The sequence below is a fragment of the Flavobacterium sp. RSP49 genome, assembly GCF_003968735.1.
GTDB lineage: Bacteria > Bacteroidota > Bacteroidia > Flavobacteriales > Flavobacteriaceae > Flavobacterium.
The window spans coordinates 141,847-167,938 of sequence record NZ_RYDN01000002.1 but is presented as its reverse complement, the minus strand read 5'-3'; the positions used below and the strand labels follow the sequence as shown (position 1 = coordinate 167,938).

General features: G+C 35.3%; 23 protein-coding genes. 2 read left to right on the top strand and 21 right to left on the bottom strand.

Translation table 11 applies throughout. From position 1 onward, the window contains the following. Nucleotide 1: 1 nt before the first annotated feature. From EKM02_RS02380 to recR, 12 genes are all read right to left on the bottom strand, one after another. Entirely contained in the window at nt 2-784 is a 783-nt protein-coding gene (locus EKM02_RS02380) for a glycosyltransferase family 2 protein (protein WP_126451865.1), read from the bottom strand. Continuing rightward, nucleotides 777-2,063 carry a glycosyltransferase gene (locus tag EKM02_RS02375; protein ID WP_126451864.1) on the bottom strand — a complete coding sequence of 429 codons (1,287 nt, stop codon included), beginning with the start codon at nt 2,061-2,063 and terminating at the stop codon, nt 777-779. The genes EKM02_RS02380 and EKM02_RS02375 overlap by 8 nt, the downstream gene beginning before the upstream one ends. After that, nucleotides 2,064-3,782 carry an FkbM family methyltransferase gene (locus tag EKM02_RS14740; protein WP_158614718.1) on the bottom strand — a complete coding sequence of 573 codons (1,719 nt, stop codon included), beginning with the start codon at nt 3,780-3,782 and terminating at the stop codon, nt 2,064-2,066. It abuts the gene before it with no gap. Between the two features lie 8 nt (nt 3,783-3,790). Continuing rightward, entirely contained in the window at nt 3,791-4,525 is a 735-nt protein-coding gene (locus tag EKM02_RS02365; protein WP_126451863.1) for an FkbM family methyltransferase, read from the bottom strand. Then, the gene (locus EKM02_RS02360) at nt 4,507-5,787 is read right to left on the bottom strand and encodes a polysaccharide ABC transporter ATP-binding protein (RefSeq protein ID WP_126451862.1); all 1,281 of its coding nucleotides are present in this window, start codon (nt 5,785-5,787) and stop codon (nt 4,507-4,509) included. The genes EKM02_RS02365 and EKM02_RS02360 overlap by 19 nt, the downstream gene beginning before the upstream one ends. Before the next feature lie 296 nt (nt 5,788-6,083). Then, complete coding sequence (locus EKM02_RS02355; protein WP_126451861.1) at nt 6,084-6,431, bottom strand: four helix bundle protein; 348 nt, start codon at nt 6,429-6,431, stop codon at nt 6,084-6,086. A 256-nt stretch (nt 6,432-6,687) separates the two neighbouring features. After that, complete coding sequence (locus tag EKM02_RS02350; protein WP_126451860.1) at nt 6,688-7,149, bottom strand: UpxY family transcription antiterminator; 462 nt, start codon at nt 7,147-7,149, stop codon at nt 6,688-6,690. Between the two features lie 259 nt (nt 7,150-7,408). Beyond that, nucleotides 7,409-8,800 (bottom strand): UDP-glucose 6-dehydrogenase, encoded by a 1,392-nt coding sequence (locus EKM02_RS02345; protein ID WP_126451859.1) that lies wholly within the window; start codon nt 8,798-8,800, stop codon nt 7,409-7,411. A gap of 121 nt (nt 8,801-8,921) precedes the next feature. Further along, nucleotides 8,922-9,905, bottom strand: coding sequence for an SDR family oxidoreductase (locus EKM02_RS02340; RefSeq protein ID WP_126451858.1), 984 nt, complete (start codon nt 9,903-9,905; stop codon nt 8,922-8,924). A 218-nt stretch (nt 9,906-10,123) separates the two neighbouring features. Next, a complete protein-coding gene (locus EKM02_RS02335) occupies nt 10,124-12,580 on the bottom strand; it encodes a polysaccharide biosynthesis tyrosine autokinase (RefSeq protein ID WP_126451857.1) in 2,457 nt (818 codons plus the stop codon). A gap of 15 nt (nt 12,581-12,595) precedes the next feature. Then, nucleotides 12,596-13,387: a polysaccharide biosynthesis/export family protein gene (locus tag EKM02_RS02330; RefSeq protein ID WP_126451856.1), complete on the bottom strand. Its 792-nt coding sequence runs from the start codon at nt 13,385-13,387 to the stop codon at nt 12,596-12,598. Between the two features lie 72 nt (nt 13,388-13,459). After that, a complete protein-coding gene (gene recR / locus EKM02_RS02325) occupies nt 13,460-14,080 on the bottom strand; it encodes a recombination mediator RecR (RefSeq protein ID WP_126451855.1) in 621 nt (206 codons plus the stop codon). A gap of 428 nt (nt 14,081-14,508) precedes the next feature. Here recR and EKM02_RS02320 point away from each other — a divergent pair, with 428 nt between their 5' ends. Continuing rightward, the gene (locus EKM02_RS02320; protein ID WP_126451854.1) at nt 14,509-16,017 is read left to right on the top strand and encodes a sodium:solute symporter; all 1,509 of its coding nucleotides are present in this window, start codon (nt 14,509-14,511) and stop codon (nt 16,015-16,017) included. 98 nt (nt 16,018-16,115) lie between these two features. Here EKM02_RS02320 and EKM02_RS02315 read toward each other — a convergent pair whose 3' ends face one another. After that, on the bottom strand, nt 16,116-16,484 hold the full coding sequence (locus EKM02_RS02315; protein WP_126451853.1) for a CoA-binding protein: 369 nt from the start codon (nt 16,482-16,484) through the stop codon (nt 16,116-16,118). Between the two features lie 142 nt (nt 16,485-16,626). Here EKM02_RS02315 and EKM02_RS02310 point away from each other — a divergent pair, with 142 nt between their 5' ends. After that, entirely contained in the window at nt 16,627-17,256 is a 630-nt protein-coding gene (locus tag EKM02_RS02310) for a MarC family NAAT transporter (protein ID WP_126451852.1), read from the top strand. A 45-nt stretch (nt 17,257-17,301) separates the two neighbouring features. Here EKM02_RS02310 and ctlX read toward each other — a convergent pair whose 3' ends face one another. From ctlX to rpsD, 8 genes are all read right to left on the bottom strand, one after another. Continuing rightward, nucleotides 17,302-18,237, bottom strand: a complete 936-nt coding sequence (gene ctlX, locus EKM02_RS02305) for a citrulline utilization hydrolase CtlX (RefSeq protein WP_126451851.1) — start codon at nt 18,235-18,237, stop codon at nt 17,302-17,304. Nucleotides 18,238-18,325: 88 nt separating this feature from the next. Beyond that, nucleotides 18,326-19,240, bottom strand: coding sequence for a dimethylarginine dimethylaminohydrolase family protein (locus EKM02_RS02300; RefSeq protein WP_126451850.1), 915 nt, complete (start codon nt 19,238-19,240; stop codon nt 18,326-18,328). Nucleotides 19,241-19,301: 61 nt separating this feature from the next. Next, nucleotides 19,302-20,585 (bottom strand): citrate synthase, encoded by a 1,284-nt coding sequence (locus tag EKM02_RS02295; RefSeq protein ID WP_126451849.1) that lies wholly within the window; start codon nt 20,583-20,585, stop codon nt 19,302-19,304. A gap of 154 nt (nt 20,586-20,739) precedes the next feature. After that, entirely contained in the window at nt 20,740-22,032 is a 1,293-nt protein-coding gene (gene eno, locus EKM02_RS02290) for a phosphopyruvate hydratase (protein WP_126451848.1), read from the bottom strand. Nucleotides 22,033-22,410: 378 nt separating this feature from the next. Further along, nucleotides 22,411-23,511, bottom strand: a complete 1,101-nt coding sequence (carA, locus tag EKM02_RS02285; RefSeq protein ID WP_126451847.1) for a glutamine-hydrolyzing carbamoyl-phosphate synthase small subunit — start codon at nt 23,509-23,511, stop codon at nt 22,411-22,413. A gap of 328 nt (nt 23,512-23,839) precedes the next feature. Further along, nucleotides 23,840-24,328, bottom strand: coding sequence for a 50S ribosomal protein L17 (gene rplQ / locus EKM02_RS02280; RefSeq protein WP_126451846.1), 489 nt, complete (start codon nt 24,326-24,328; stop codon nt 23,840-23,842). Nucleotides 24,329-24,391: 63 nt separating this feature from the next. Beyond that, nucleotides 24,392-25,384 (bottom strand): DNA-directed RNA polymerase subunit alpha, encoded by a 993-nt coding sequence (locus tag EKM02_RS02275; RefSeq protein WP_126451845.1) that lies wholly within the window; start codon nt 25,382-25,384, stop codon nt 24,392-24,394. A 21-nt stretch (nt 25,385-25,405) separates the two neighbouring features. Then, entirely contained in the window at nt 25,406-26,011 is a 606-nt protein-coding gene (gene rpsD, locus EKM02_RS02270) for a 30S ribosomal protein S4 (protein WP_073210389.1), read from the bottom strand. Nucleotides 26,012-26,092: the final 81 nt, after the last annotated feature.

Here is a 26,092-nt window from a genome sequence, read left to right as displayed (position 1 = left end):
ATTAAAACTTGTGCAATAAACCCAATTTGACTAATAACCCTATTTTTTTTGATTTTCTTAAATTGGAAATGGTTTTTCTTAATTCAAACAGTTCATTTATATCTTCGATATGTCCTTTGAATTCTGAATTTAATAATTGTTGTCTTTCTTCATACAGCAGTTTCTGGTTTGCTAAATCTGAACTTATACCATCTAAATAATAGCTTGTTAAAATTGAATCTACTTTCAAATAGCTACAACTATTTTTAAATAAGGCTTCAATAAAAAATTTCCAATCAGATACAAATCTAAAATTTTCATCATAGAATCCATAAACATCAAAAAGAGTTTTTTTTATAAAAGTGGATTGATGACATAGAGTTCCTATATAAAAGAAGGAAAAATTTAGCTGTGCGGGGTAAGCAACTATTTTCGAAGTTTTCTGTTCTACAAACTCAATCTCAAAATAAACAAAATCGTGATCCCTAATTGCATTATGGTTTTCGTGAAGAACGGTATTACTAAAAAGAGGATCCCCACTATTCAAAAACAACAAATACTCTCCGCTGGCTTTTGCAATTCCTTTATTCATGGCATTATAAATCCCTTTGTCTGGCTCGCTTACCCAATAATCAATATGCTCACTTTGACCTTCTATATATTCCCTGCTTCCATCAGTTGAATAACCATCAATAACAATATATTCAAACTCTTGCCAAGTTTGGTTCACAACGCTCTCGACCGTTCTTTTCAAGCCGTCTAGGTTGTTGTAGTTGATGGTTATAATGGATAGTTTTTTAGTCATTTGAATTTAATATATTGTTAAACAAATTCATATATTTTTGCGACTGAACTTTTTGATCATATTTTTTTATCGCATTATTCCTTATTTCAAATTCATCAAAACAACTTGGATTGTTCAAAAACTTTTTTATGGTTTTGAAAAGTGAACCTACACTTATCTCTTCAGTAATAAAACCATTTACACCATCTTGAATCATGTCAGGTATTCCTCCAACTGGGAAGCCTATTACAGGTGTACCACACATTAAGGATTCTAAAACAGTATTAGGCAAATTATCCATTACGGAAGGAATTACAAATACATCTGCCGCCGAATAAGCTATGCTCATCAATTTTTCGTCAAAAATAGGACCTAGTTCATATATATTATCATTAGAATCAAGTTCACTGCTTTTATTTCCTATAGCACACAAAACCAGATTGGAATCTGCCAATTGTTCAAAAGCTCGTTTTAAAAAGACAAAACCTTTTCTATTGTTATCAATCGAATCGGCAACAAACAAGATTACTTTTTTGTTTTTTGGAATATTTAATAAATCTCGTGAATAATTCTTATCTCTTGGAGCATATATTTCAGAATCTAAACTATTTGGAATACAATATACTTTTTTATTTTTAAACACTTCACTTCTCCTTGCTTCCGCTGCTAACCATTCTGAAGGCGCTACAATTGTCAAACTAGGAATCTTTGTTATTGCTTTCTTTTTTAATTCAATATTTTTTTTTGCAATACTTATTTCTTCCTCAGAAACAGTTCTAATAATTGGATACCCAGATTCATCAATACCCATATATTTTTCAATATAATGGTCTCCACCAGTAAAGGGGTTCATATCGTGTAATGTCCAAACTACCGGTTTTGTGTTTTTTTTAAAAAAAGAAGTGTAATCTAAAAAATTTGCCACCCAATGCAAATTGACTATTTCTGCTTCCTTATACAATTCGGATGTTGTAACATCAAGATTAGAATCTGGAAAACTAAACATTTCCAACCTACTATCTCTCTGACTTAAAAATAATTGTTCCTCAATATTTGAAACATTTATTGTATTATATAATTTTAATTCTTTTAGTATTCTTTTTACTTTATTTCTAACTTTATCAAACCTAGTAAATGTTTGTTGAGGTTGCTTAAAACAATTTGAATTTACCCAATTATTTTGTTTGAATCTAAGCAATACATTTGAAGTTATTCCTTCAAAAAGAAATCCTGAATGTAAACATTTACAAGCTTTTGCTGCTCCGCCTACATCGTGTGTATTTATCAAGAGAACCTTCATTTAAACTTCTTTTAAACCATAAATATTTAATTGCATGTCCATATTATTATAATTATTAACATTTATTAAAGGAGACTTACTTGAAATACCCGGAGACGAAATATAAAGCCTGAATTTAGCTTTTGTAAGAATCGCAATTATTTCTTTCAATGATTGAGGTTGTCCAACAAAAGAATGGTATTCTACAAAAATTCTATCCACTTTAACAAGGTCGTCTTCAATATCTTTTAATACGATTGTTTCTGCTCCTTCTATATCTAATTTTAAAAAATCTACTTTTTTATTAAGATATGGCTTCAATGAAATAACCTCAATATTTTCATTCATTATAAGATTTTCATTCATTTCAGTAATTGCACCACCATCTGCACCTTCTGAATGAAATGATACTGTTTTATTTTCATTCCAAAGTCCTTTATTTATTAATTTGACATTTCTAAAAAGAAAGGATTTAATATTATTTTCTAAAATATTAAAAATATTTATATCTGGTTCAAAAGCAATAATTTCTGAATTTGGATGTAATAACTTTAAATATATTGATGCAAGACCAATATTAGCCCCTCCATCTATAATATATGGTGATGGATTTGTTGTTTCGAAACGGTATATCTCCTCTTTAAAAATTTCTTTGTGCATAAAAAGAAAAGAGGCACTGTCAGGAATAATTAATTCAATTCCTTTGATCGTAAAAGTTGTCTTTGTATATCTAGGAAAATCAATTAATCTTGTCTCTTGGTCAATTTTTGGGGTAATGAATTTTCGCTTAAATAGCTTAATAACTTCAGGAGCCAATAATCTTGTAATTTTTCTTTTTAAGAAACTTTTCAAACCATCATAGGTAAGTTTTTTTATCTCAACAATATTAAAAACTTTATCCGAAGCATATCTATCTGCTTTCTTGTCAACTTTATTATTTTTAGGATGCGAAATTTCACCAATATCTTGTGTTTTCATATTTGCAAATGGGCTCGCACCAAATGTGTGTGTCGCATCTTTACCAAAACCAATATTAGAAATTAAATTAACATTTGGCATAACTGTTACTCCTCTATTATTCCAAATAGCAAACATCCATTGATAATCCCAAATATGAGTAGAATCCCTATTAATAACATCTTCAAATTTTTGTATCCAATAAGTTTTAAAAGCAATTCTATCGTCAATTTTTTTTATCAATTTATTTTTTTTGAAACAGTCCAACTGTGTTAAATTATGATCATAATGTCTCCAGGCTCTTCGCCAACTTGCCCAACCCCATATATGAGAATAATTTGAAAAAAAATAGGAAGCATCTCCTCTTTGCATTCCATTTTGAAAATTATCACCACTAATTAAATAAATATTTTCCTTTTGCTTATACTTTTCTAATAATGTTTCGCAATATCCAAAGAAACTAGGATGAGGTAAACAATCATCTTCCAAAATAATCCCTTGTTCCACATTTTCAAAAAACCAAGTGATTGCTTCAGAAACAGCAAGACCACATCCTAAATTTTCATCTCTAAATAATGTCTTTACTTCACAATCCCAATCTATACCATTAAGTACAAGATCTCTTGTTGCTTTACATTTCTCAAAATCTTCTTTAATATGAGAGCGCACCCCATCAGCTGCTATAAATAAGTGTTTAGGTTTTTGTTTTCGTATTTCCTCAAAAACTATTTGAGTAATTTCAGGACGATTAAAAATCAAAAAAAGAATGGGGGTGTTAAACATTTAATAATTTAATTTATGTATTTAAAAAAACAAGTATTAATGGTTTTAGCAAAAAATAAATATCCCTTAGAAATTAAATATGTATTTATTTCGTTTCTCTGAAATTCATCTATAGATTCATTTTCTAATGACTCTACTAAAATTAGTAGTGGTCTATATTTATCCCAATTATTTGATTTTAAGATCTGTAAGTCATAACCTTCAACATCGATACTCATAAAATCAATTTCCTTACCTTCGGGAAAATATTTTTCTAAAACATCTTTTAAAGGTATTGCTTCTAATTTTCGATTCTCCAAAACTATATAACTATTATTTACATACTTTTCAGCCTGAACCGAATCAAATGTATTCAGTGCAGATTCATTAAAAATATAAAAAGACAATTCTCCTCTTTTTTCTGCGATAGGTTGCTCAATATTGATGTCTCTCGATCTATGTTTTTCAAACTCGTTCATGCTTCCTGGCATCGCATCAATATTAACACCGCTCCAACCTTTTTTATAAAACAAACATGTATTAGAAAATCTCATTGGGTGATGAGCTCCAATATCAACGTAAAAACCCTTGTCTTTATTTTCAAAAAAACGATTTAATATTAAATCTTCTCCTTCTTGCGAATATGATAAATTTTCAAAATTTTTTTCCTCATTAATTTTATCCCTTACTGGTTCTTGATAAAATTTAAGTACTTTATTTGGAGTAAATTTTAATATATACTTTTTTAGTCTTTCAATTCCCATGTGCCTTTTATTAAAAATGGAGTATTAATTTCGCTTATTCTTCCTGTACCATAAAAATCGCCTTTTTCAATATCGATTAAGGCCATTGGTTCTTTTAGCCAATCTGATTCAATTCCATCAACTTCTATTCTTCCTCTGATTATTATTTTCCCATTGTTTAAAGGAAATTCGTTGATTGCACAACTAACTTCAATTAATTCTTGTTCCTCTCCAGTAAAAAAGACATCTTGAAAATCACTATATAAATAAGATAAAACATCTTCATATTGATTATGTAGAGAAAATCCGAGATTAATTTTTTTAGATTTTTTATTAATTTTTAAAGCAAAAACAAAATTTATTGAATCTCCAGTAAGTATTTTATCTATTCGCTTACCATACTGATTTTCAACATAAAAATCATGAAACACAACTTTCCCATTCCCGCTTCTGTCTTTGATTTCAAATAGTTTTGTTGGATTATAATTATCAAAATCCGTTAAATAAGTATTCAAAGCATCACCTATTTTCCCATCATAAACCACCTTCCCTTTCTCCAACACAATTCCCCTCGTACACAAACTCCGCACCGCCGCCATATTATGACTCACGAACAATACCGTCCGACCTCCAGTTCTGGAAATATCCTGCATCTTGCCAATCGCTTTCTTTTGGAACTCGGCATCACCTACGGCCAAAACCTCATCTACAATCAAAATTTCAGGTTCTAGAAATGCGGCTACGGCAAAAGCCAGTCGCACATACATTCCGCTGCTGTATCGCTTTACGGGGGTATCAATGTAGCGTTCGCAACCGGAGAAATCAATGATCTCGTCAATCTTCGATTTGATTTCTTTTTTGGTCATTCCTAAAATAGCACCATTCAGGTAGATGTTTTCTCTACCGGTCATTTCGCCATTAAATCCGGTCCCTACTTCGAGCAAGGAAGCCATACGGCCTCCAAACTTAATGCTTCCTGTTGTAGGCGCTGTAACACGGGATAATATTTTGAGCAAAGTAGACTTTCCTGCGCCATTCTTGCCAATAATCCCAAGAATCTCACCGCGTTCCACTTCAAAATTAATATCCTGCAATGCCCAGACATAATCACTCGTGCCTTTGGTACTGCGATCATTGGTGTCGCCAATTTTGAGATACGGATTCTCCTTCCCGCGCACTTGATGCCACCAGCGGTTCAAATCATGCGCCATAGTACCCGTTCCTACCTGGCCCAGTCGGTATTGCTTGGAGATGTTTTCGGCTTTTAATATAATGTCTTTCATAATTCGTGAGAAGTGAATTGTGAAAAGTGAGTAGAAAGCAACTTCCTACTATTCACAATTCCGTTTCATTTTACTCGTTTTTAGCTAGATAATACTTTATTTTTTAATTTTACGTAAGATTCTTTATCACATTCCACGATTCTCTTCTCACCTTTCACCTTTCACCACTCTCCATTCACCTTTCACCACTCACCTCTCACCTTTCACCACTCTCCATTCACCTTTCACCACTCACCACTCACCTTTCACCACTCTCCATTCACCTTTCACCACTCACCACTCACAATTCACTTCTCTCACTTCTTATTTATATAATTCTTAAATCCAATCAAAAGCTTTTTAACCTCTATAAGTTGCTGTTCAAAAGCATCCTCTTTTATAACAAATTCTAATCGTATCGCAATTAAATATTGCGTTTCTAACTCTGAAAGTGACCCTATGGAAATATACAGAAACTGCATTAGCTCTTTATCTCCTTTACGTGCAGCTCCTTCGGCAATGTTTGATGGAATAGAAATAGCTGCTCTTCTCATTTGACTCGTTAAACCATACTTCTCGGTGTCTGGAAACGACTGTGTAATCTGATAGACTTTAACAACCAAATCCATACCCTTCTTCCAAACATCCAAATCTTTATGATCCATATCTTTTTTATTTAGTGAGTAGTGAATAGTGAATGGGTAGATGGTGCTATAAAGGAACATATTTGTTCTTAGTTCACTTTTCACTTGTTATATTCACTCCTTATATTCACTCCTTATATATTCACTTCTCACTTCTCACTTCTCACAATTCACTTCTCACAATTCACTTCTCACAATTCACTTCTCACAATTCACTTTTCACTTCTCACAATTCACCTCTCACCAATTCACCTCTCACCAATTCACACTAAAAAACTCATCGTTTCATTTTCAACACACATCCTAAAGATTCCAAAACCAGCACATAATGGGTATTAGTCATTTCCTGAACTGTGGCTTTTTGGTCGGCAAAAGGTCCCGATTCTAATTGTATCGTTTCCCCAATTTGATATGAGGCCACAGTGAGATCAACACAATCCGAAGTATTGAGCCATTTCTTGATGACTTCAATTTCTTCATCACGCACAATTGCTGGTTTTCCTAACCAATACAAATAGCGGACTGCGCCAACGGATTGAAACACCAGATTCCGTTTCGAATCTTCTAATTGTACAAAAACATAGGAATTAAAAAGAGGTACTTCCACTTTTTTCTTGCGGTCAGACCATTGTCGCATTTGGATTACCAAAGGACAGTAGCATTCCACACCTATCTTTTGTAATTGTTCTGCCACTTTTTTTTCCCATTTGGGCTTTGTATACACTACATACCAATTCATCTTTTATCTTGTATTGCCATAAAATTAATTCTCCCTATCCGAATTCAGAATACACTTTTTGAATTATTTATTTAAAAACGGTTCTCAATACACGACACTTCGAGTGCGAAGCGTAGCGAGACGTTTTGTTCTATTTCATAACTTGAAAACTACTCGTAACACGCTGCGCACAATTAGCTTTTAAATGTTTAATCGTTTAACCATCTAACCTTTAATTTTTTAACCCCTTAACCATTTAATCGTTTTACCGCTTAACCCCTCACGAACCTATTGCCTGATACACAAAACCAATCGCTTTTAATTCCGGGCCGTTCAGCAAATTTCTACCATCAAAAATAAAAGCAGGTTTTTGCATCGAATCGTATATTTTTTGCCAGTCGTAGTGGATAAATTCATCCCACTCTGTCAGTATCGCAATAGCGTGTGCCTGCTGACAGGCTTCGTACGGGTCCAAAAAGGAACGCACACTGTTCGCATTCGCCTCTGCATTTCTGGTTTCCAAATAATTTAAATCCCCCAAGATCTTCTTGTCAGAAACTTTAGGATCATACACCGCAATTTTTGCGTGTTCATTGATCAAATCATCAGCTACATAAATTGCTGCTGATTCTCTGGTATCATTCGTATCTTTCTTGAATGCCCAACCCAAAAAAGTAATTTTCTTATCGGAAACCGTATTGTAAAGCGTTTGAACAATAGTATTGGAGAAACGTCTTTTTTGATGGTCATTCATGATAATAACTTGCTCCCAATAATCTGCAACGGCATTCAAACCATAGGATTTTGCAATGTACACTAAATTTAAAATGTCCTTTTGAAAGCAAGAACCTCCAAAACCAACGGAGGCTTTTAGAAATTTAGATCCAATCCTGCTGTCCATTCCAATCGCTTTAGCGACTTCATTGACATCGGCTCCCGTTTTCTCACACAGTTCTGACATGGCATTGATGGAAGAAATACGTTGTGCCAAAAAAGCATTGGCGGTAAGCTTAGACAATTCAGAAGACCAAACATTAGTGGTCAATATTTTAGCGGCAGGCACCCAATTCAAATAGACATCAACTAAGGCCTGAATCGCTTTTTTACCTTCCTCCGAAGGATCGCCTCCAATAAGAATCCGATCCGGATGCAACAAATCAGTGACAGCTGTTCCCTCTGCTAAAAACTCGGGATTTGACAGGATTTGAAACTGTACGCCATTCCCGGTATTATCAAGTATACTCTTAATTGCTTCTGCAGTTCGCACCGGTAGTGTCGATTTCTCCACTACTATTTTATTATCTTTGGCTACCCGTGCAATTTGTCTGGCACAAAGCTCTATGTATTTTAAATCAGCCGCCATACCTTTCCCCTTACCATACGTTTTAGTGGGGGTATTCACGGAGATAAATATAATCTGGGCTTCGTCTATGGCTTTATCAACATTCGTAGAAAAAAACAAATTCCTTCCCCGAGCCTCGGCAACAATAGCGTCCAATCCGGGTTCATATATAGGAATATTGTCCGTGTCGGTATCATTCCAAGCCGCAATGCGCTCTTCGTTCAAATCGACTACTGTAACTTGTATCTCCGGACATTTTTGAGCAATAACCGCCATCGTCGGGCCACCAACATACCCAGCTCCAATGCAACAAATTTTTGTGATTTTCATCTGTATATTTTTTTATTTTTTTTAATCCCAGTACAGACGCGATTTATCGCATCTCTACATTTCGCAATGCATCAAATCCGCAATGTAGACCCGATTTATCGCGTCTTTACGGTATACGGTATTACGATAAATTATCCCAATACCAGTGCACCGCCTCTTTCAATCCTTCTTGCATGCCAAATTTTGGATTGTATCCCAGCAGCGCTTTTGCTTTATCAATACTGGCCAGGGAATGTGGAATATCACCCGCTCTGTTAGGACCATACACTACAGTAACGTTTGCAATTTCAGAATCGTATTTTGTTAAAAAATCTTTCAAATAGCCCACTAAATCATTCAACGTATTCCTATCGCCACACGCCGTGTTATACACCGTATTGATTGCCTCTGGATTTTGAGTTAACATCGCCAACTCATTCATTTGAATAACATTGTCAATATAAGTAAAATCGCGGGAATAATTCCCGTCACCATTTATTTTTGGGCTTTCGTGTTGCATGAATTGCATCACAAATTTCGGGATAACGGCTGCATAAGCGCCATTGGGATCTTGCTTCCGTCCAAAAACATTGAAATACCGCAGTCCAATGGTCTCTAAACCATAGGTTGTGCTGAAAATTTCGGCATACAATTCATTTACATATTTTGTTATTGCATACGGCGAAAGCGGCTTCCCAATAGTATTTTCTACTTTGGGCAACGCTTCTGAATCGCCGTAGGTAGAGGAACTTGCCGCATACACAAATCGCTTCACTTTTTCGTCTCTTGCTGCCACCAGCATATTCAAAAATCCGGATACATTCACGTCATTCGTGGTCACCGGATCATTGATAGAACGGGGAACAGATCCCAAAGCCGCCTGGTGCAGCACATAATCTGCGCCTTTGACTGCTTTTTGACACTCTTCCGGATTCCGAATATCGCCTTCTATCAAACGAAAATCAGGATGGTTTATGCAGTCTTTCAAATTATGCAGGTGCCCGGTGGCAAAATTATCCAGGCAAACCACCTTATAGCTTTTAGATAAAAAATGGGCACACAGATTAGAGCCTATAAATCCCGCTCCTCCAGTGATTAACACTGTTTTTTTTATATCTTCTTTCATTTGATTTTTCTGTATTAAAAAAAATAAACCACTATAAATTAAAAGTTCATAGTTTTTGTTGGCAGACTTAACGTTTACACTGTGGTATCCCTTATTTATTTGATACGAATTTCACAAATTATAACGAATTAATTTGTGAAACTTGTAGTAAACGTTTTTGAACCTGAAAAGTAAATACCCTAAAACGCAACATTTTACCTATATCTGTAATCAATTAATTACTTTCGGGGTCTATTAAGTATTTTCTGAGCCACTCTTTCATACATACTCTTAGGTTTGTCTTCTTCATAATAGCCATTGGTATAGGTACCATATCCGTAACCATACCCATACCCCGTTCCGTATTTAGCTTTATTCTCTAGACCATTCAAAATGATACTGGCATTATTTAATTCCCCTCGTTTTATACGATTATTCAACAAGGTAATCATGTCTTTTTTGGTGAAATTCTGCCTCACAATATAAAGAGTAACATCACAATATTGTGCTAATTCTAGTGCGTCTGACACTAACCCTACCGGAGGTGTATCTAATATTATATAATCGTATTTTTTCTTTAATTCTTCAATCAGCTCTCCCATTCCGTCACTCATTATCATCTCCGATGGATTGGGAGGAACCGGTCCGGAGAGAATCACATCCAGAAAAGGAATGTGGGTGTGATTTATAATTTCGTCAACCGTTTTTTGCTTGATCAGGTAATTTACAATCCCGGCTTCATTAGATAAATTAAATTCAGTAGCCAGTTTTGGTTTTCTTAAATCAAGGCCAATAACAACTGTTTTTTTCTCGCTCAGGGCAAATACGGTAGCAATATTTATGGAACAAAATGTTTTTCCCTCACCACTAACGGAGGAGGTTATCATCAGTGTTTTGGCACCGTCTACATTTTGTTGTTTGTACAAAAACTGGAGCGAGGACCGAATGGCTCTAAAAGATTCCGACAACGATGATTTAGGCCTGTCAAACACTGCTAAATTTGTATTTTCTTTATTGACACCGACTACGCCTATCAAAGGAATTTTTGTCAACTTACTGATGTCCTCCGTATTTTGAATCGAATTATTGACAAAAAAAATGCCAAATACAAAAATCAACGGAACAAGTATTCCCAGAAATAAGGCCAATATATAATTGACGGATGTTTTAGGGCCTATTAATCCGCCGCCAATATCCTTTGCAGGATCAATAAACTGAACATCCGATAGATTCGCTGCTTTGACAATATCAGCTTCACTTCTTTTTTGAAGAAAGGTGCTGTAAATATTATCACTCAAATCATATTTTCTTTTGATTTTAACGAGCTCTTGCTGGTCTTCCGGGAGTTGTTTTATGGTGCTTTCGGCTTCATTAATTTTACTGCTCACCATCGCTAAATCATATTGCAACGAAGCTTTTGCGGTAGCTATATTTTCTAACAGTACATTTTTGACTGCCTCCATTTGATTGTCAAAATCCTTAAATATCTTCTCGCTTTTTACGGCATAGGCCATTTCGGATCTTTGGGTAGACAAGGCGATCAATTTTGAAACATTAACTACAATATTAGGATCTTCTATTCCCGCTACAGATGGCGCTGGAAGTTTTGCATAGTTGGTACTGTTTTTCAAATAAGCCTTTAACGAATTGTAATAGGACAGTTTGCGGGTCACTTCATCTTTGACTACATCAAATTCCAGAATCTTATCCGAGAATTTAGCACCTCCCGCTTCAATATCATAAATATTTTTATCTTTTCTAAATGTTTTTAGCTCATTCCCGGTTTCTTTGAGCTGGGATTCCATGGCAATCAGTGTACTGTCTATAAAAGCAATCGTATTGGTAGCAAACTGATTTTTACTATCTAACTGTCTTTTGATCAGCATTTCAACAGTCGAATTCAAATATTCGACCATTCTGGCTTTATTAGTACCCTGCATTCCCAGGGTAATTATAGAACCGCCTTTATCATCTGAGCGCACACTGATCCCTTTATATCCGGCTACTGTTCCGTCAAAATCATTAAAACGCACAAAATATTCATTTCCTTTGTAAAAACCGGGATTGTCTTTTATTTGTAATTTCCAATTCAAAAAGGGTAATGAAACAGACTCTCCTACTTTGTATCTTTTTACAAAATCACCAATTTCGACTGCTGTATTGCCATAGGAATTATTGGAGTACGTGACGACCGAGACGTTTTGATTCCCAAATGGAATTCTGATTTCATATTCATTTTCGCTTAAAAACGTAATTCCAATAAAATTTCCTGCTAACTGCCCTTTCGATTTATCAATATTCACATAGAATGGAACTGCTCCGTAGGCATCTACCATATTGTATTCGCCCTGAACTAAGTAATCAATATAATACTGGAGTTTATCTACCACTAACTCATTGTGTGATCTGGATTGCAGTGTTGTAGAGATGGATTGAACCTGATCAGAGGTACCGCCCCAATTAAAAACCAAACTGGTATTAGAAGTAAAAAGAGGGTTACTTTCCTCCTTTATGGCAATGAGGGTCTCCATGCCATATATTTTTTCTTTACGGATGTTGACCTGATAGGCAATAGTAAAAGTGATTATTAAACTCAGTAAAAACCACTTCCAATAACTTCCGATTTTTATTAAAAATCCCTTAAAATCAAAACTGACTTGATTTTCAAAAATCGAAAAATCTTTTATATCTAACATTTTCTGAATGCTGTTTTAATTTCTTAATAGTAGAAAGGTCGTTGTGGCCAAAGACAGCAACGTAATAATAGTCCCTAAGGATTCAATTCCTGTTTTCCCGGTTCCCCAGGTTTTTTGCTTTAGCGGCTTGATATAAACATAATCATTAGGTTGTAAGTAATAATAAGGCGATTGCATCACATTGATATCCGTCAAGTCCAGATCATGCATTTGAACTCCTGTTGGTGTTTTTCGCATGATGGTAACTGCTTTACGGTCTCCTGTAACAGAGATATCTCCGGCATTTGCAATGGCTTCCATTATATTTACTTGCTCTTGAAATAATGTTTTTGTTCCCGTGCTACCAATTTCCCCGTTGATCGTATATCTAAACCCCGATAATTTAACGGTTACAAAAATATTAGCTTCGGCATTAAAATACTCCGCTAACAATTGTTTTTCGATTCTCACTCTGATTTCATCCAGCGTGTAACCAATAACATTTAATTCTCCTAAGACCGGAACCCTTATATTTCCATGATCGTCTACTGTAAATCCATCAAAATACAATGCGGATTCTGATTTTCCTACCGAACCGCCTTCGCTTGTAGGACTAAAAATAGCAACTAATTTAGGATCTATCGCTTTTATAGTAATACTCAACACATCATTTGTTTGCAACCGATAAGGCTTAGATCCTACCACAGCAATAGTAGATTCTTGTGCTGAGGTATCCTTTTTCTGAAGATAAATTAAATCTTTAGTAGGAATGCAGGAAAAAAGCAACACACTTATAACTAACAACAAACAGAGTACCGACTTGCTCATTTACAATATTTTTAAGCGACAAATATAACTTTTCATTTACGATTTAAAAAGCAACATTATTTATTAAACAAATTAATTATTTTTAAAAGTCTTTTCAAAAGGAACTCTTTGCAAAATACTCCTGCCCAGGGTAACTTCATCTGCATATTCCAGCTCATCTCCTACTGAAATTCCTCGGGCAATTGTTGATATAATAATCCCGCAATCCCCAATTTGTTTGTAAATATAAAAATTGGTAGTATCTCCCTCCATTGTGGAGCTTAACGCAAATATAATCTCATTGACACTACCGGATTTTACTTTTTCGACTACAGTATTGATGTTCAGCTGACTGGGGCCCACGCCGTCAATTGGTGAAATTTTACCGCCCAAAACATGGTAAATTCCTCTGAATTGTCCTGTATTCTCGATCGCCATAACATCTCGGATATCCTCCACAATACAAACAATTTGATGATTTCTGTTTTTGTTGGCACAAATTTCACACAATGCACTGTCCGATATATTATGGCAACTCGCACAATACTTTATATCCTCCCGCATTGCCACCAAGGCTTGCGCTAAAAATCCTGTTTGCTCTTTTGGCTGTTTTAATAAATGCAACACCAGTCGCAGTGCAGTTCGCTTACCAATTCCTGGCAACTGAGACATTTCATTGACTGCCCGTTCTATTAATTTTGAAGAAAATTCCATAACTGCAAATGTAGCAATTTGTTTATTTGTTTAATCGGTTATTTCTTGAATCGATTGTATACTTTGGTTATTCGATTTTAGTCCGCCGTTTTTTCTACTATTGGTCGCAATGTCATTAAGACTGCACTGTTTCTGCCCTCACTTCGAGTACTTTTGAATAGTAATGCGAAAGTGTTACTATTCAAAATTGTGTCGAGAAGCCATTATATAAAAAAGAATCCTTTTTCAACGGAAGTACTTAGGAGGTAAAGCAATACTTTTAGTAGGCGGTATTAAAATAAAATCGGCTATAATGTTGCATACAAACCAATTAAGCAGTGGCTATTCGTGATGTAATAAGGATAGAAGTTCAAGGCCAAAGGTAATCCGGATCCAGAAATGATGCATTAAACAAAAAATCGTATTTTGCTGCCTGTAAACTCAAAAAAATGACACCATTCACCATTCTATCGTTAATTGTAATCTACTTCGGGATTTTGTTTTTGATTTCCCATTTTGTAAGTAGAAAAGACAGTGGCAATGAGGCTTTTTTCAAAGCCAATAAAAACTCAAAATGGTATTTAGTGGCTTTCGGGATGATTGGAACTGCGCTTTCCGGGGTAACTTTTATTTCGGTGCCGGGAGAAGTGGGTGCGCCAAACGGAGAACAATTCAAGTATTTTCAGTTTGTTCTGGGAAATGCCATTGGCTTTATAGTTATTGCAAAAGTGCTATTGCCTCTGTACTACCGGATGAATCTGACTTCGATTTACGGCTATATCGAGCAGCGATTGGGGTTGTATTCCTATAAAACTGCCGCAACAATTTTCCTGATCAGCCGAACAATAGGCTCTGCGTTTCGATTGTATCTTGTGGTGATCGTTTTACAACGCTACGTTTTTGACTTTTACAACATTCCCTTTGCCTTTACCGTGCTGATTTCGCTGGCTTTAATTTTTGCATATACCTATCGTGGCGGACTCAAAACCATTATCATTACGGATACCTTACAAACTTTTTTCTTAGTGACCTCCGTTTTTATGACTATTTTCTTTATTTGTAGGAGCTTGAATTTAAATGCTTTTGAAGCTTTTGAAACCGTAAAAAACAGTAATTATTCGAAAGTATTTTTCTTTGAGGATTTCGTGTCGAGTAAGTTCCATTTTGTCAAACAAATTCTGGGAGGGATTTTTGTAACCATTGCCATGGTAGGTCTGGATCAGGATTTAATGCAAAAAAACCTGAGTTGTGCCACCATTGGTGAAGCTCAAAAAAACATGTTCACATTTACCGGAATATTTGTACTTATCAATATATTTTTCCTGAGCGTAGGTGCGCTACTGTATGTTTATGCCGCTAAAAACGGGGTTGAAATCCCCACCGATTTAAACACCGGAAAGCCCAGAACCGATTTGCTTTTCCCGGAAATTGCTTTTAATCACCTGGCTCTGATACCTTCAGTTATATTCTTATTGGGATTGACGGCCGCAACTTTTGCTACGACTGACTCTGCATTAACAGCGCTTACGACTTCGTTTTGTGTGGATTTTTTAGGAATGGACAAAGCGGAGAACCTGAACAAACCCAATGTAGTCCGAAACAGACATCTGGTTCATGTTGCGTTTTCCTTTTTGATGTTTCTGGTCATTATTTTCTTTAATTCCATAAATGACAGTTCCGTAGTAGGAATGATTTTCAGGGTGGCCTCCTACACGTATGGACCACTTTTAGGATTGTATTGTTTCGGGCTGTTTGCACAGTCAAAAACGGTCAAAGACAAACTGGTCCCGATAATTTGTTTGTTGTCTCCTGCACTCACATACCTTATCAGCGAACATTCAAAAACATTGTTTTTTGGATACGCCTTTGACAATGAGCTGATCATTGTAAACGGGCTTATTACTTTTCTTGGATTGTGGTTGATTAGCAAAAAAGCGGCTTCAGAAACACGATTTTAGTTTTAGCCCAGATGGCAGCGGCATCCTTTTCTTGTCCCGTTTTAAAAACGGGACAAGAAAAGATATAGCGAACAGCTGGAGGTAGCTCCAAAAAAATATTAATACTGGTTAGTAGTCAATAATACTAAGGTACAGGCTATTTCTACTTTGATATCATTCAGCTTCAGCAATTGGTACAATTCTGGATTTTCAGTTCCCGGATTAAAAACAACACGTTTAGGTTTAGCCTCGACGATATAATTGTAATAATCACGCTGGCGTGCCGGGTTCAAATAAAGGGTAACGGTATCTATATTTTTTATGGGAATGGCTTTGGTCTGAATTTTCACACCGGCCACTTCACCAGCATTTTGTCCTAAAGCAAGCACCGAATGTCCTTTGTCTACCAACATAGTGATCGCTTTGAAGGCGTATTTCTCTGGTTTAGTTGTTGCTCCCAGAACTAGTGTTTTTTTATTCTTTGTCATTTTCTATAAGTATATGCAACAAAAGTAAACAAAAAGGTTTGTCCGTTTCGGAATTTTCAAGTTTAGTTATCACCGCAATAAAAACATTTCCCTAACATTAAAAAGTAAAAAAAGAGTATTTTTACACCCTTAAATATAAAATATGGATCTTTTTATTTATCTGTTTGTCGCACTTTTCTCCGTGTTGAACCCTATTGGTACTGTTCCTATTTTTGTAGGACTTACACAACATGACACAAAAAAAGAACGTTCCAGGATTTCATTGTGGACAGCGATAAATGTGTTTATCATCTTAATTGTCTCTTTTTTTATTGGGCAATATATGCTGATTTTTTTTGGCATTAGCATCGATGCGCTTCGAATTGCGGGAGGACTTATCATAGTAAACTCGGGATTTTCATTGCTCTCGGGACAATTTAACAAAAAGAGGGGGATCACCAAAAAAGCAGAAAACGATGCTCAAAAAAGAAATGACATCGCTCTGACTCCACTAGCTATCCCTATGCTAGCCGGACCTGGATCTATTTCGCTACTGATTGCTTTTTATCAGGAACACAATACAACTAGCGAAATTATCATTTCATCCTTTGCCATTCTTGCTATCGCAGTTGCTATTTTCATCATCTTGAAAAGTGCTCATTATTTAGCAAAAATACTTGGAGAATCCGGAATTGTAGCGATTTCCAGAATCATTGGTTTTATTGTAATTGCTATAGGAATCCAATATATCGTAAGTGCAATTATCAATATTATTAAAGGCAATTTGATCTAAGATTAAATTCAGGCAAAACGCAGTGTATTTGCCTGAATTGTACAATTATTTTCTTGGCAAAAAGATCTCAGCCATCATACATCTGGCACTGCCGCCACCACATGCTTCAATAGTATCCAGGCTCGAACTCAAAATTTCAGCATGTCGTTCCAGTTGTTCAATTTGTTTTGAAGTTAAACTCTGATGTGCAGCAGCACTCATCACTAAATATCGTTTGTCCTTTGCCCCATGAATTTCAAGCATGTTTCCTGCAAAAGTATTCATTTGGGCTTCCGTAATTAAAATGATTTCTTTCCCGTTTTCTTTTAGGCTATCCAGGACCATTTTACGTTCTTTTTTATCATCAATACACTCCGAACAAATCACAGCAAAAGTGTCCCCCAGACACATCATCACATTGGTATGGTAGATCAATTTTCGTTCCGAACCGACGGTTTGAAATGCTTCAAAAATAACTGGAGCATAGTCAAAATCCTCACAGAATTCGATAAACAACTCTTCATCAGCCCTAGGTGACAAAGCGCAATATGCTTTAGTGTTAGTTCTATCCAAAAGCAAACTTCCTGTTCCTTCCAGATAGAATCCATCTTCCTCTGCCGATGTATAATCAACAATATTATGAATCACAAATCCTTTGTCTTCCAGAACATCTAAAATATCTTCGCGGCGCTCGTGACGGCGATTTTCAGCAAACATAGGATACAAAGCCACATCTCCATTCTCGTGAAAAGAAATCCAGTTGTTTGGAAAAACACTATCTGGTGTATCTGGATTCAGGGTATCATCAACAACCGTAACATCAACCCCGACTGCGATCAGTTTTTCGACAAAAGCATCAAATTCTTGCTGTGCTTTAGCGTTAACCGTTGCAGGCAAAAGACCGTCTACTACTTTTTGGTAATAATTATTTACTGCCGTTTGTTCGTTCATTCTAAACGCTACTGGGCGAATCATCAATATCGAATTTGTTGTTTGTTTCATGGTTTTTTGTGTTTTATTTTTGTAGTAGAGACGCACTGCTGTGCGTCTCTATCGTGCGTCTCTACCACAATACGTTTTTAAAATTGAATTAATCTCGAATCAAAGGCAAGGTCGAACAGCGCAATAGCCCTTCTTGTTTTGCAATTTCGGCATAAGGAATTTCTTCTACCAGAAAACCGTTTGCTCGCAACCAATTGTTCAGTCGGGTGAAATTTCTTTCGGAAACGACAACAGTAGTATCGATAGAAAAAATATTAGAATTCATGTGATACATTTCGTCTCTAGTGACGTGAAATAAATTTTCTTTCCCAAAAAGATTAACCAGAAATAAATAATCGGCTTCTTCTCGAAATCCATTTTTGTATATAATCCCTTTATTAATTCCAACAGGCTGAAAACAACAGTCTAAATGCAAGGCATTATCCTTTGCTTCAATTTTAGACTTTACTAGGTCAAATCCCTTTACAATTTTAGTAGGAAACAGGTCTTTGATGTACTGCACACCCTGAAGATTCGTCCGTGCTGTAATATAATCCTGGTAATCACTTCCTTTATATGTACCAACGAAGATATAGTCATTCCACAACATCACATCTCCTCCTTCTATGTGTACTTCTTCTGGGGGGCGCACTACTTTTTGAGGTTCCATTTGGTCTATTACGTACTGAATCGCGTCTAATTCCCGCTCGCGATCCGGCAATATATTCGATTTTACAAAAACATCTCCAATTACAAAGCCAATATCTCTGGTAAAGATTTGATTGTAATTTTCGATCATTTCAGGACGAAACACCGTTACATCATATTTTTCAAAAACCCGATTGAAGGCTTCCATTTCCCGAACCATATCTATCTCGATCGGATAAGTCCCTGCCAATATATGCTCTAACGATTTTGGATCATAGGCCTCTTCTCGTTTTGGCGTTGGCCCGTTATGTACTGCAGAACCCAAAACAACTGCCCTTAGTCTTGAAGTTTCATTATTTACATTTAACTCTAACATGTCTCTTTAACTTTTAGCAAATATAAAAAAAGCTCCACAAATTTGTGAAGCTTTTTACCTTTTATCTTTTATCAGAGGTCTTGAATTCTCGCAAAGGATGTCCTGTGTAAATTTGTCTTGGTCTTCCGATAGGCTCTTTATTTTCTCGCATTTCTTTCCATTGTGCAATCCATCCCGGCAAACGCCCTATGGCAAACATAACTGTAAACATATCGGTAGGAATTCCCAGCGCTCTGTAAATAATTCCAGAGTAAAAGTCTACATTAGGATATAAATTTCTTGATTTGAAATACTCATCTTCCAAAGCCGCTGCTTCTAACTTTTTAGCAATAGCAAGAATTGGGTCTTCAACTCCTAAAGTTGCTAAAACTTCATTTGCTGCTTTTTTGATGATTTTTGCTCTTGGATCAAAGTTTTTATAGACTCTATGTCCAAAACCCATCAATCTAAAAGGATCATTTTTATCTTTGGCTTTAGCCATATATTTATCTGCATCACCGCCATTTCTATGGATTTCTTCCAGCATTTCAAGAACTGCCTGATTGGCACCACCGTGCAACGGACCCCAAAGAGCTGAAACTCCGGCAGATATTGATGCAAATAATCCCGCATGTGAGGAACCCACCATTCTAACGGTAGAAGTGGAACAATTTTGCTCATGATCGCCATGAAGTATAAACAACTTGTCTAATGCATCAACTACCACAGGGTTTGGCGTATACGGCTCTGTAGGCAATTCAAACATCAAATGCATGAAATTCTCCACATACCCTTTAGTGTTATCATAATAATTCAAAGGATAACCCATACTTTTTCTGTAGGTCCAAGTGGCAATAACCAGGAATTTCCCCATGGTTTTACAAACTGCTTCATACATTTCTTTTTCATTATCTACATTAACCGATTTAGGGTTGAACGCAGTCAATGCACTTGTCAAAGCAGCTAAAACACCCATTGGATGGGCTGTTTTTGGAAAACCATCAATGATGTTTTTCATTTCTTCATTGACCAGCGTGTATTTTCTGATATCCGTTTCAAATTGCGCCAACTGTTTAGTAGTAGGCAATTCTCCAAAAATTAAAAGATAAGACACTTCAAGAAAATCAGCTTTTTCTGCTAAATCTTCAATAGCGTATCCTCTGTAGCGAAGAATTCCTAATTCTCCGTCCAGAAAAGTAATATCACTCTTACAAGAACCTGAATTTTTATAGCCCGGATCAAGAGTAATTATACCGGATAAATCACGTAATTTGTTAATATCGATGGCAACTTCATTTTCGCTACCTACTACTATAGGCAGTTCAATTTTTTTTCCGTCGATTTCTAATGTTGCTGTTTTTGACATAATATATTTGAAAATAAACTTTTAAAATAATAATTTATCAAATCTAGGGAATTAAACACTAATTAAAAAGAGAATAACACAATGAAAATGTTAAATATTACCAAAAAAAAGCCATTCACACGAAGTGAATGGCTAAAAAAGATAGTATTAGAACTTATTTTATTTTAAAAGCGTTTTTTCCCGGAAAATAAGCGGTATCGCCTAATTCTTCTTCAATTCGCAATAATTGATTGTATTTAGCCATACGGTCTGAACGAGATGCAGAACCGGTCTTAATTTGTCCACAATTCAATGCTACTGCTAGATCTGCAATAGTATTGTCCTCCGTCTCTCCGGAACGGTGTGACATTACCGAGGTAAAGCCTGCGTTTTTAGCCATATTGACCGCTGCAATAGTTTCAGTCAAAGTACCTATTTGGTTTACTTTAACCAAAATTGAATTTGCAATTCCTTTTTCGATTCCTGTTGACAATCGTTCCACATTAGTAACAAATAAATCATCCCCTACTAATTGTACTTTAGCACCAATTTTATCCGTCAGGTATTTCCAACCATCCCAGTCATTTTCATCCATTCCGTCTTCGATAGAGATAATAGGGTAATTAGCTGCTAATTCAGCTAAATAATCAGCTTGCTCCTCTGAAGTTCTAATTTTACCCGTTTCGCCTTCAAATTTCGTATAATCGTATTTTCCGTTTACAAAAAATTCAGAAGCCGCACAGTCTAAAGCCACCATTATTTCGTCTCCAAAAGTATAACCAGCAGCCTCAACTGCTTTTTTGATCGTGTCCAATGCATCCTCTGTACCACCGGCAAGGTTTGGTGCAAAACCACCTTCATCACCAACAGCTGTACTTAAACCTCTATCATGTAATACTTTTTTAAGGCTGTGAAAAATCTCAGTTCCCATTTGCATTGCATGCGTAAAAGAAGTTGCTTTAACGGGTATGATCATGAATTCCTGAAACGAAATTGGCGCATCAGAATGTGAACCTCCATTGATGATATTCATCATAGGAACGGGCAATGTATTCGCAGAAACACCGCCTACATATCGATACAAAGGCAATCCTAATTCATTTGCTGCCGCTTTGGCAACAGCCAAAGACACACCCAAAATTGCATTTGCTCCCAAGTTTGATTTATTAGGCGTCCCGTCTAAATCAATCATCATTTGATCAATAACATTTTGTTCAAAAACGGAAACTCCAAGAAGTTCTTCCGAAATAAGGGTATTCACATTTTTCACCGCATTCAAAACTCCTTTACCAAGAAAAGCTTTTCCTCCGTCACGTAACTCCACTGCTTCATGTTTACCGGTAGAAGCTCCAGATGGAACTGCCGCTCTTCCTAAAACACCATTGTCTGTAATTACATCTACTTCAATTGTAGGATTTCCTCTTGAATCAAAAATTTGTCTTGCGTGAATTTTGATAATTATACTCATATTTTCTAATTTTTATTTAGTAATACAAATATATTCTATCTTTTGTAATGACATTATGAAAATAATGAATGTTATTAACGAAAACGTTATAATTATTTTAGAAATAACACTTTTCTACTTTATTAAAATTTTATTTTGCAGTATCAAATTAATTTTACTTTTTTCATTATATATTCGTGAAATTATATTCACTTTTGAAAGTGCTTTTTTTCTTTAAAATTTACAGTCAAGATGCGTATTGCATCGAGACAGCGCAAAATAGGACTAAAATATCATCGATAATGGTATAAAAATTATTTTTCGCATAAAAAAAGGCCTGACTTTATGATTAAAGTCAAACCCTTCTGTTTTAAAATTTTGACAATTAAATAACTGTCTTTATCCTTTAATATTTTCAATAAACTGATCAAATAAATACGACGAATCATGGGGCCCAGGACTTGCTTCAGGGTGGTATTGAACAGAAAAACAATTTTTGTTTTTCATGCGCATCCCTGCAACAGTTCCATCATTAAGATGAAGATGCGTAATTTCAAGATTTGGATGATTGTCCAATTCCTCTTTATTAACCGCAAAACCATGATTTTGAGAAGTTATTTCCCCTTTTCCAGTGATGATATTTTTTACAGGATGATTTATTCCTCTGTGCCCATTAAACATTTTATAAGTAGAAATTCCATTAGCAAGACCAATTATTTGGTGTCCAAGACAGATTCCAAATAAAGGTTTATCATTGTCAAGAATTTCTTTAGCCACTTGAATCGCACCCGAAAGAGGCTCAGGATCCCCGGGACCATTAGATAAGAAGTATCCATCTGGATTAAATGCAGCTAAATCCTGATACGAAGAATCAAAAGGAAATACTTTGATATAACAATCTCTTTTAGCCAGATTACGAAGGATATTCATTTTTATTCCTAAATCAAGTGCTGCGATTTTATACGTTGCCTTCTCCTCACCAAAAAAATAAGGTTCCGTAGTAGAAACTTTAGATGCTAATTCTAAACCCTTCATATCAGGGACTTTTGACAAAGCCATTTTTAGTTCTTCTACTGAGGTATCATCTGTACAAATTACAGCATTCATAGCACCGTTCTCCCGAATATAACTAACCAGGGCACGCGTATCTACATCAGATATACAGATCAAGTTTTGTTTAATAAAATAATCTTCTAGACTCCCTGAAGCATCGGAACGAGAATAATTAAAACTAAAATTTTTACAAACCAACCCGGCAATTTTAACACTACCTGATTCTATTTCTGAATCGTTTACTCCATAATTTCCAATATGAGCGTTCGTAGCAACCATTAATTGTCCAAAATAAGAAGGGTCAGTGAATATTTCCTGATAACCTGTCATTCCGGTGTTAAAACAAACTTCCCCAAAGGTAGTTCCGCTGATTCCAATAGATTTACCATGGAATATGGTTCCGTCACTCAATAAAAGAATGGCGCTTTGTCTTGTTGTATATTTCATTCGTTGCTATCTAATGTTATTATAATAGTATCATGGAACTCGCAAAGCGGGTTTCATATATAGTTAAATATTGTGCAAATTTAATTGTTTAAAGCAATGGATGCAAGTTTTTGAAATTTATTGTATAATAAAAATTCTACCCTATAGCTCTGAAGACCTTGGAGCGTCTGGAGGCATCTTTTTGATTTTTCTTTAAAAGCAAAAGATACAGTGAACAGCAAGACAATTCACTATTAAATATTACGTTTTTTGTTCCGAAAAAATCAAAAAAAAAGGATAAACTATAAATAGCTTATCCTTGATTTTTATTGAATGATTATTTTCATAATTACTCAGCTGTCTCTGCAGTTGGTTCACCTTCAGCAGCTGTAGCTTCAGTAGCCTCATCTGCTTTTTTAGCTTTCCCACCACGACGGCTTTTTGCTTTTTTAACTTCTTTTTTACCACCATTGTAAAGTTCATTGAAATCTACTAACTCGATCATTGCCATATCGGCATTATCTCCTAAACGATTCCCAACTTTAATGATACGTGTGTATCCACCTGGACGGTCTCCTACTTTAGCAGCTACGTCTCTGAACAAGTCAGTTACCGCATATTTGCTACGTAAGTAAGCAAAAACGATACGACGATTGTGAGTCGTATCTTGTTTTGATTTTGTTATTAAAGGCTCAACGAATTGTTTAAGCGCTTTTGCTTTAGCAACAGTAGTGTTAATACGTTTGTGCTCTATAAGAGAACAAGCCATATTAGCTAACATAGATTTTCTATGTGCAGTCTGTCTGCTTAAGTGATTGAATTTTTTTCCGTGTCTCATGACGTGTTTTTTTATACTTTCATCTTGATGCTATCCATTTTGGAGATCAAAATATGAAGTAATTTATTCTTTATCTAGTTTGTATTTTGCTAAATCCATACCGAAGTTCAAATTTTTAACTGCAACAAGTTCATCAAGTTCAGTTAAAGATTTTTTACCAAAATTACGGAATTTCATTAGGTCATTTTTGTTGAACGATACTAAATCACCAAGTGTATCAACTTCAGCCGCTTTCAAACAATTTAATGCTCTTACAGAAAGATCCATATCAACAAGCTTAGTTTTAAGCAATTGTCTCATGTGCAATGACTCTTCATCATACGATTCTGTTTGTGCAATTTCGTCAGCCTCGAGTGTAATTCTTTCGTCAGAGAACAACATGAAATGGTGAATCAAAACTTTAGCAGCTTCAGTAAGGGCATCTTTTGGATTGATAGAACCATCAGTTTTAATTTCAAAAACTAATTTTTCATAATCTGTTTTTTGCTCTACACGGAAGTTTTCAATTGCATACTTTACATTTTTTACCGGAGTAAAAATTGAATCTGTAAAAATAGTTCCAATTGCAGCATTCTGTTTTTTGTTCTCTTCAGCAGGAACATATCCTCTACCTTTTTCGATCGTTAAATCGAAATTAAGTTTAATTTTAGGATCTAAATTACAGATAACTAGTTCTGGATTCAAAACTTGGAAACCTGAAATAAATTTTTGAAAATCACCAGCTGTTAATTGATCTTTACCGGAAACAGAAATAGTAACTGATTCATTATCAATATCTTCAATTTGTCGTTTGAAACGTACTTGTTTAAGATTAAGGATAATTTCGGTAACATCCTCAACAACTCCTGAAATAGTAGAAAACTCATGATCTACACCTTCAATACGAACAGATGTAATAGCATAACCTTCTAATGCTGAAAGCAAAACTCTTCTAAGTGCATTACCAACGGTCAATCCGTAACCTGGTTCTAAAGGTCTAAATTCAAATTTACCTTCAAAATCGGTTGAATCGATCATGATAACTTTATCGGGCTTCTGAAAATTAAATATTGCCATAAATTTCGACTAAGTCAATTATTATTTGTTGTACAACTCTACGATTAATTGTTCTTTAATGTTTTCTGGGATTTGAAGTCTAGCTGGTACAGAAACGAAAGTACCTTCTTTGATATCATTATTCCAAGTAATCCATTCATAAACATGACTTGAATTAGACAAAGAACGTTCGATTGCTTCTAAAGATTTAGATTTTTCACGAACTGCAACTTTATCACCAGGTTTAAGGTGGTAAGAAGCTATATTTACAACGTCACCATTAACAGTGACATGTCTATGAGAAACAAGTTGCCTCGCTCCTCTTCTTGAAGGGGCAATACCCATTCTAAAAACAACGTTATCTAATCGTGCTTCACATAATTGTAAAAGAACTTCACCAGTAACACCTTTAGTTGCTGATGCTTTTTTGAATAAACCTCTAAATTGTTTTTCTAAAATTCCGTAAGAATATTTAGCTTTTTGTTTTTCCATTAACTGGATAGCAAATTCAGATTTTTTCCCTCTTTTTTTAGCCATCCCGTGTTGTCCGGGTGGATAATTTCTTTTTTCGAACGCTTTATCGTCTCCGAAAATTGCTTCGCCGAATTTACGGGCGATTCTTGTACTTGGACCAGTATATCTTGCCATTTTAAATTGTTTAAGATAGAGATTATGAATTCAGGTCTTATCCTTCGATAATCGGTATTCTATCTAGGTTATACTAAAAAA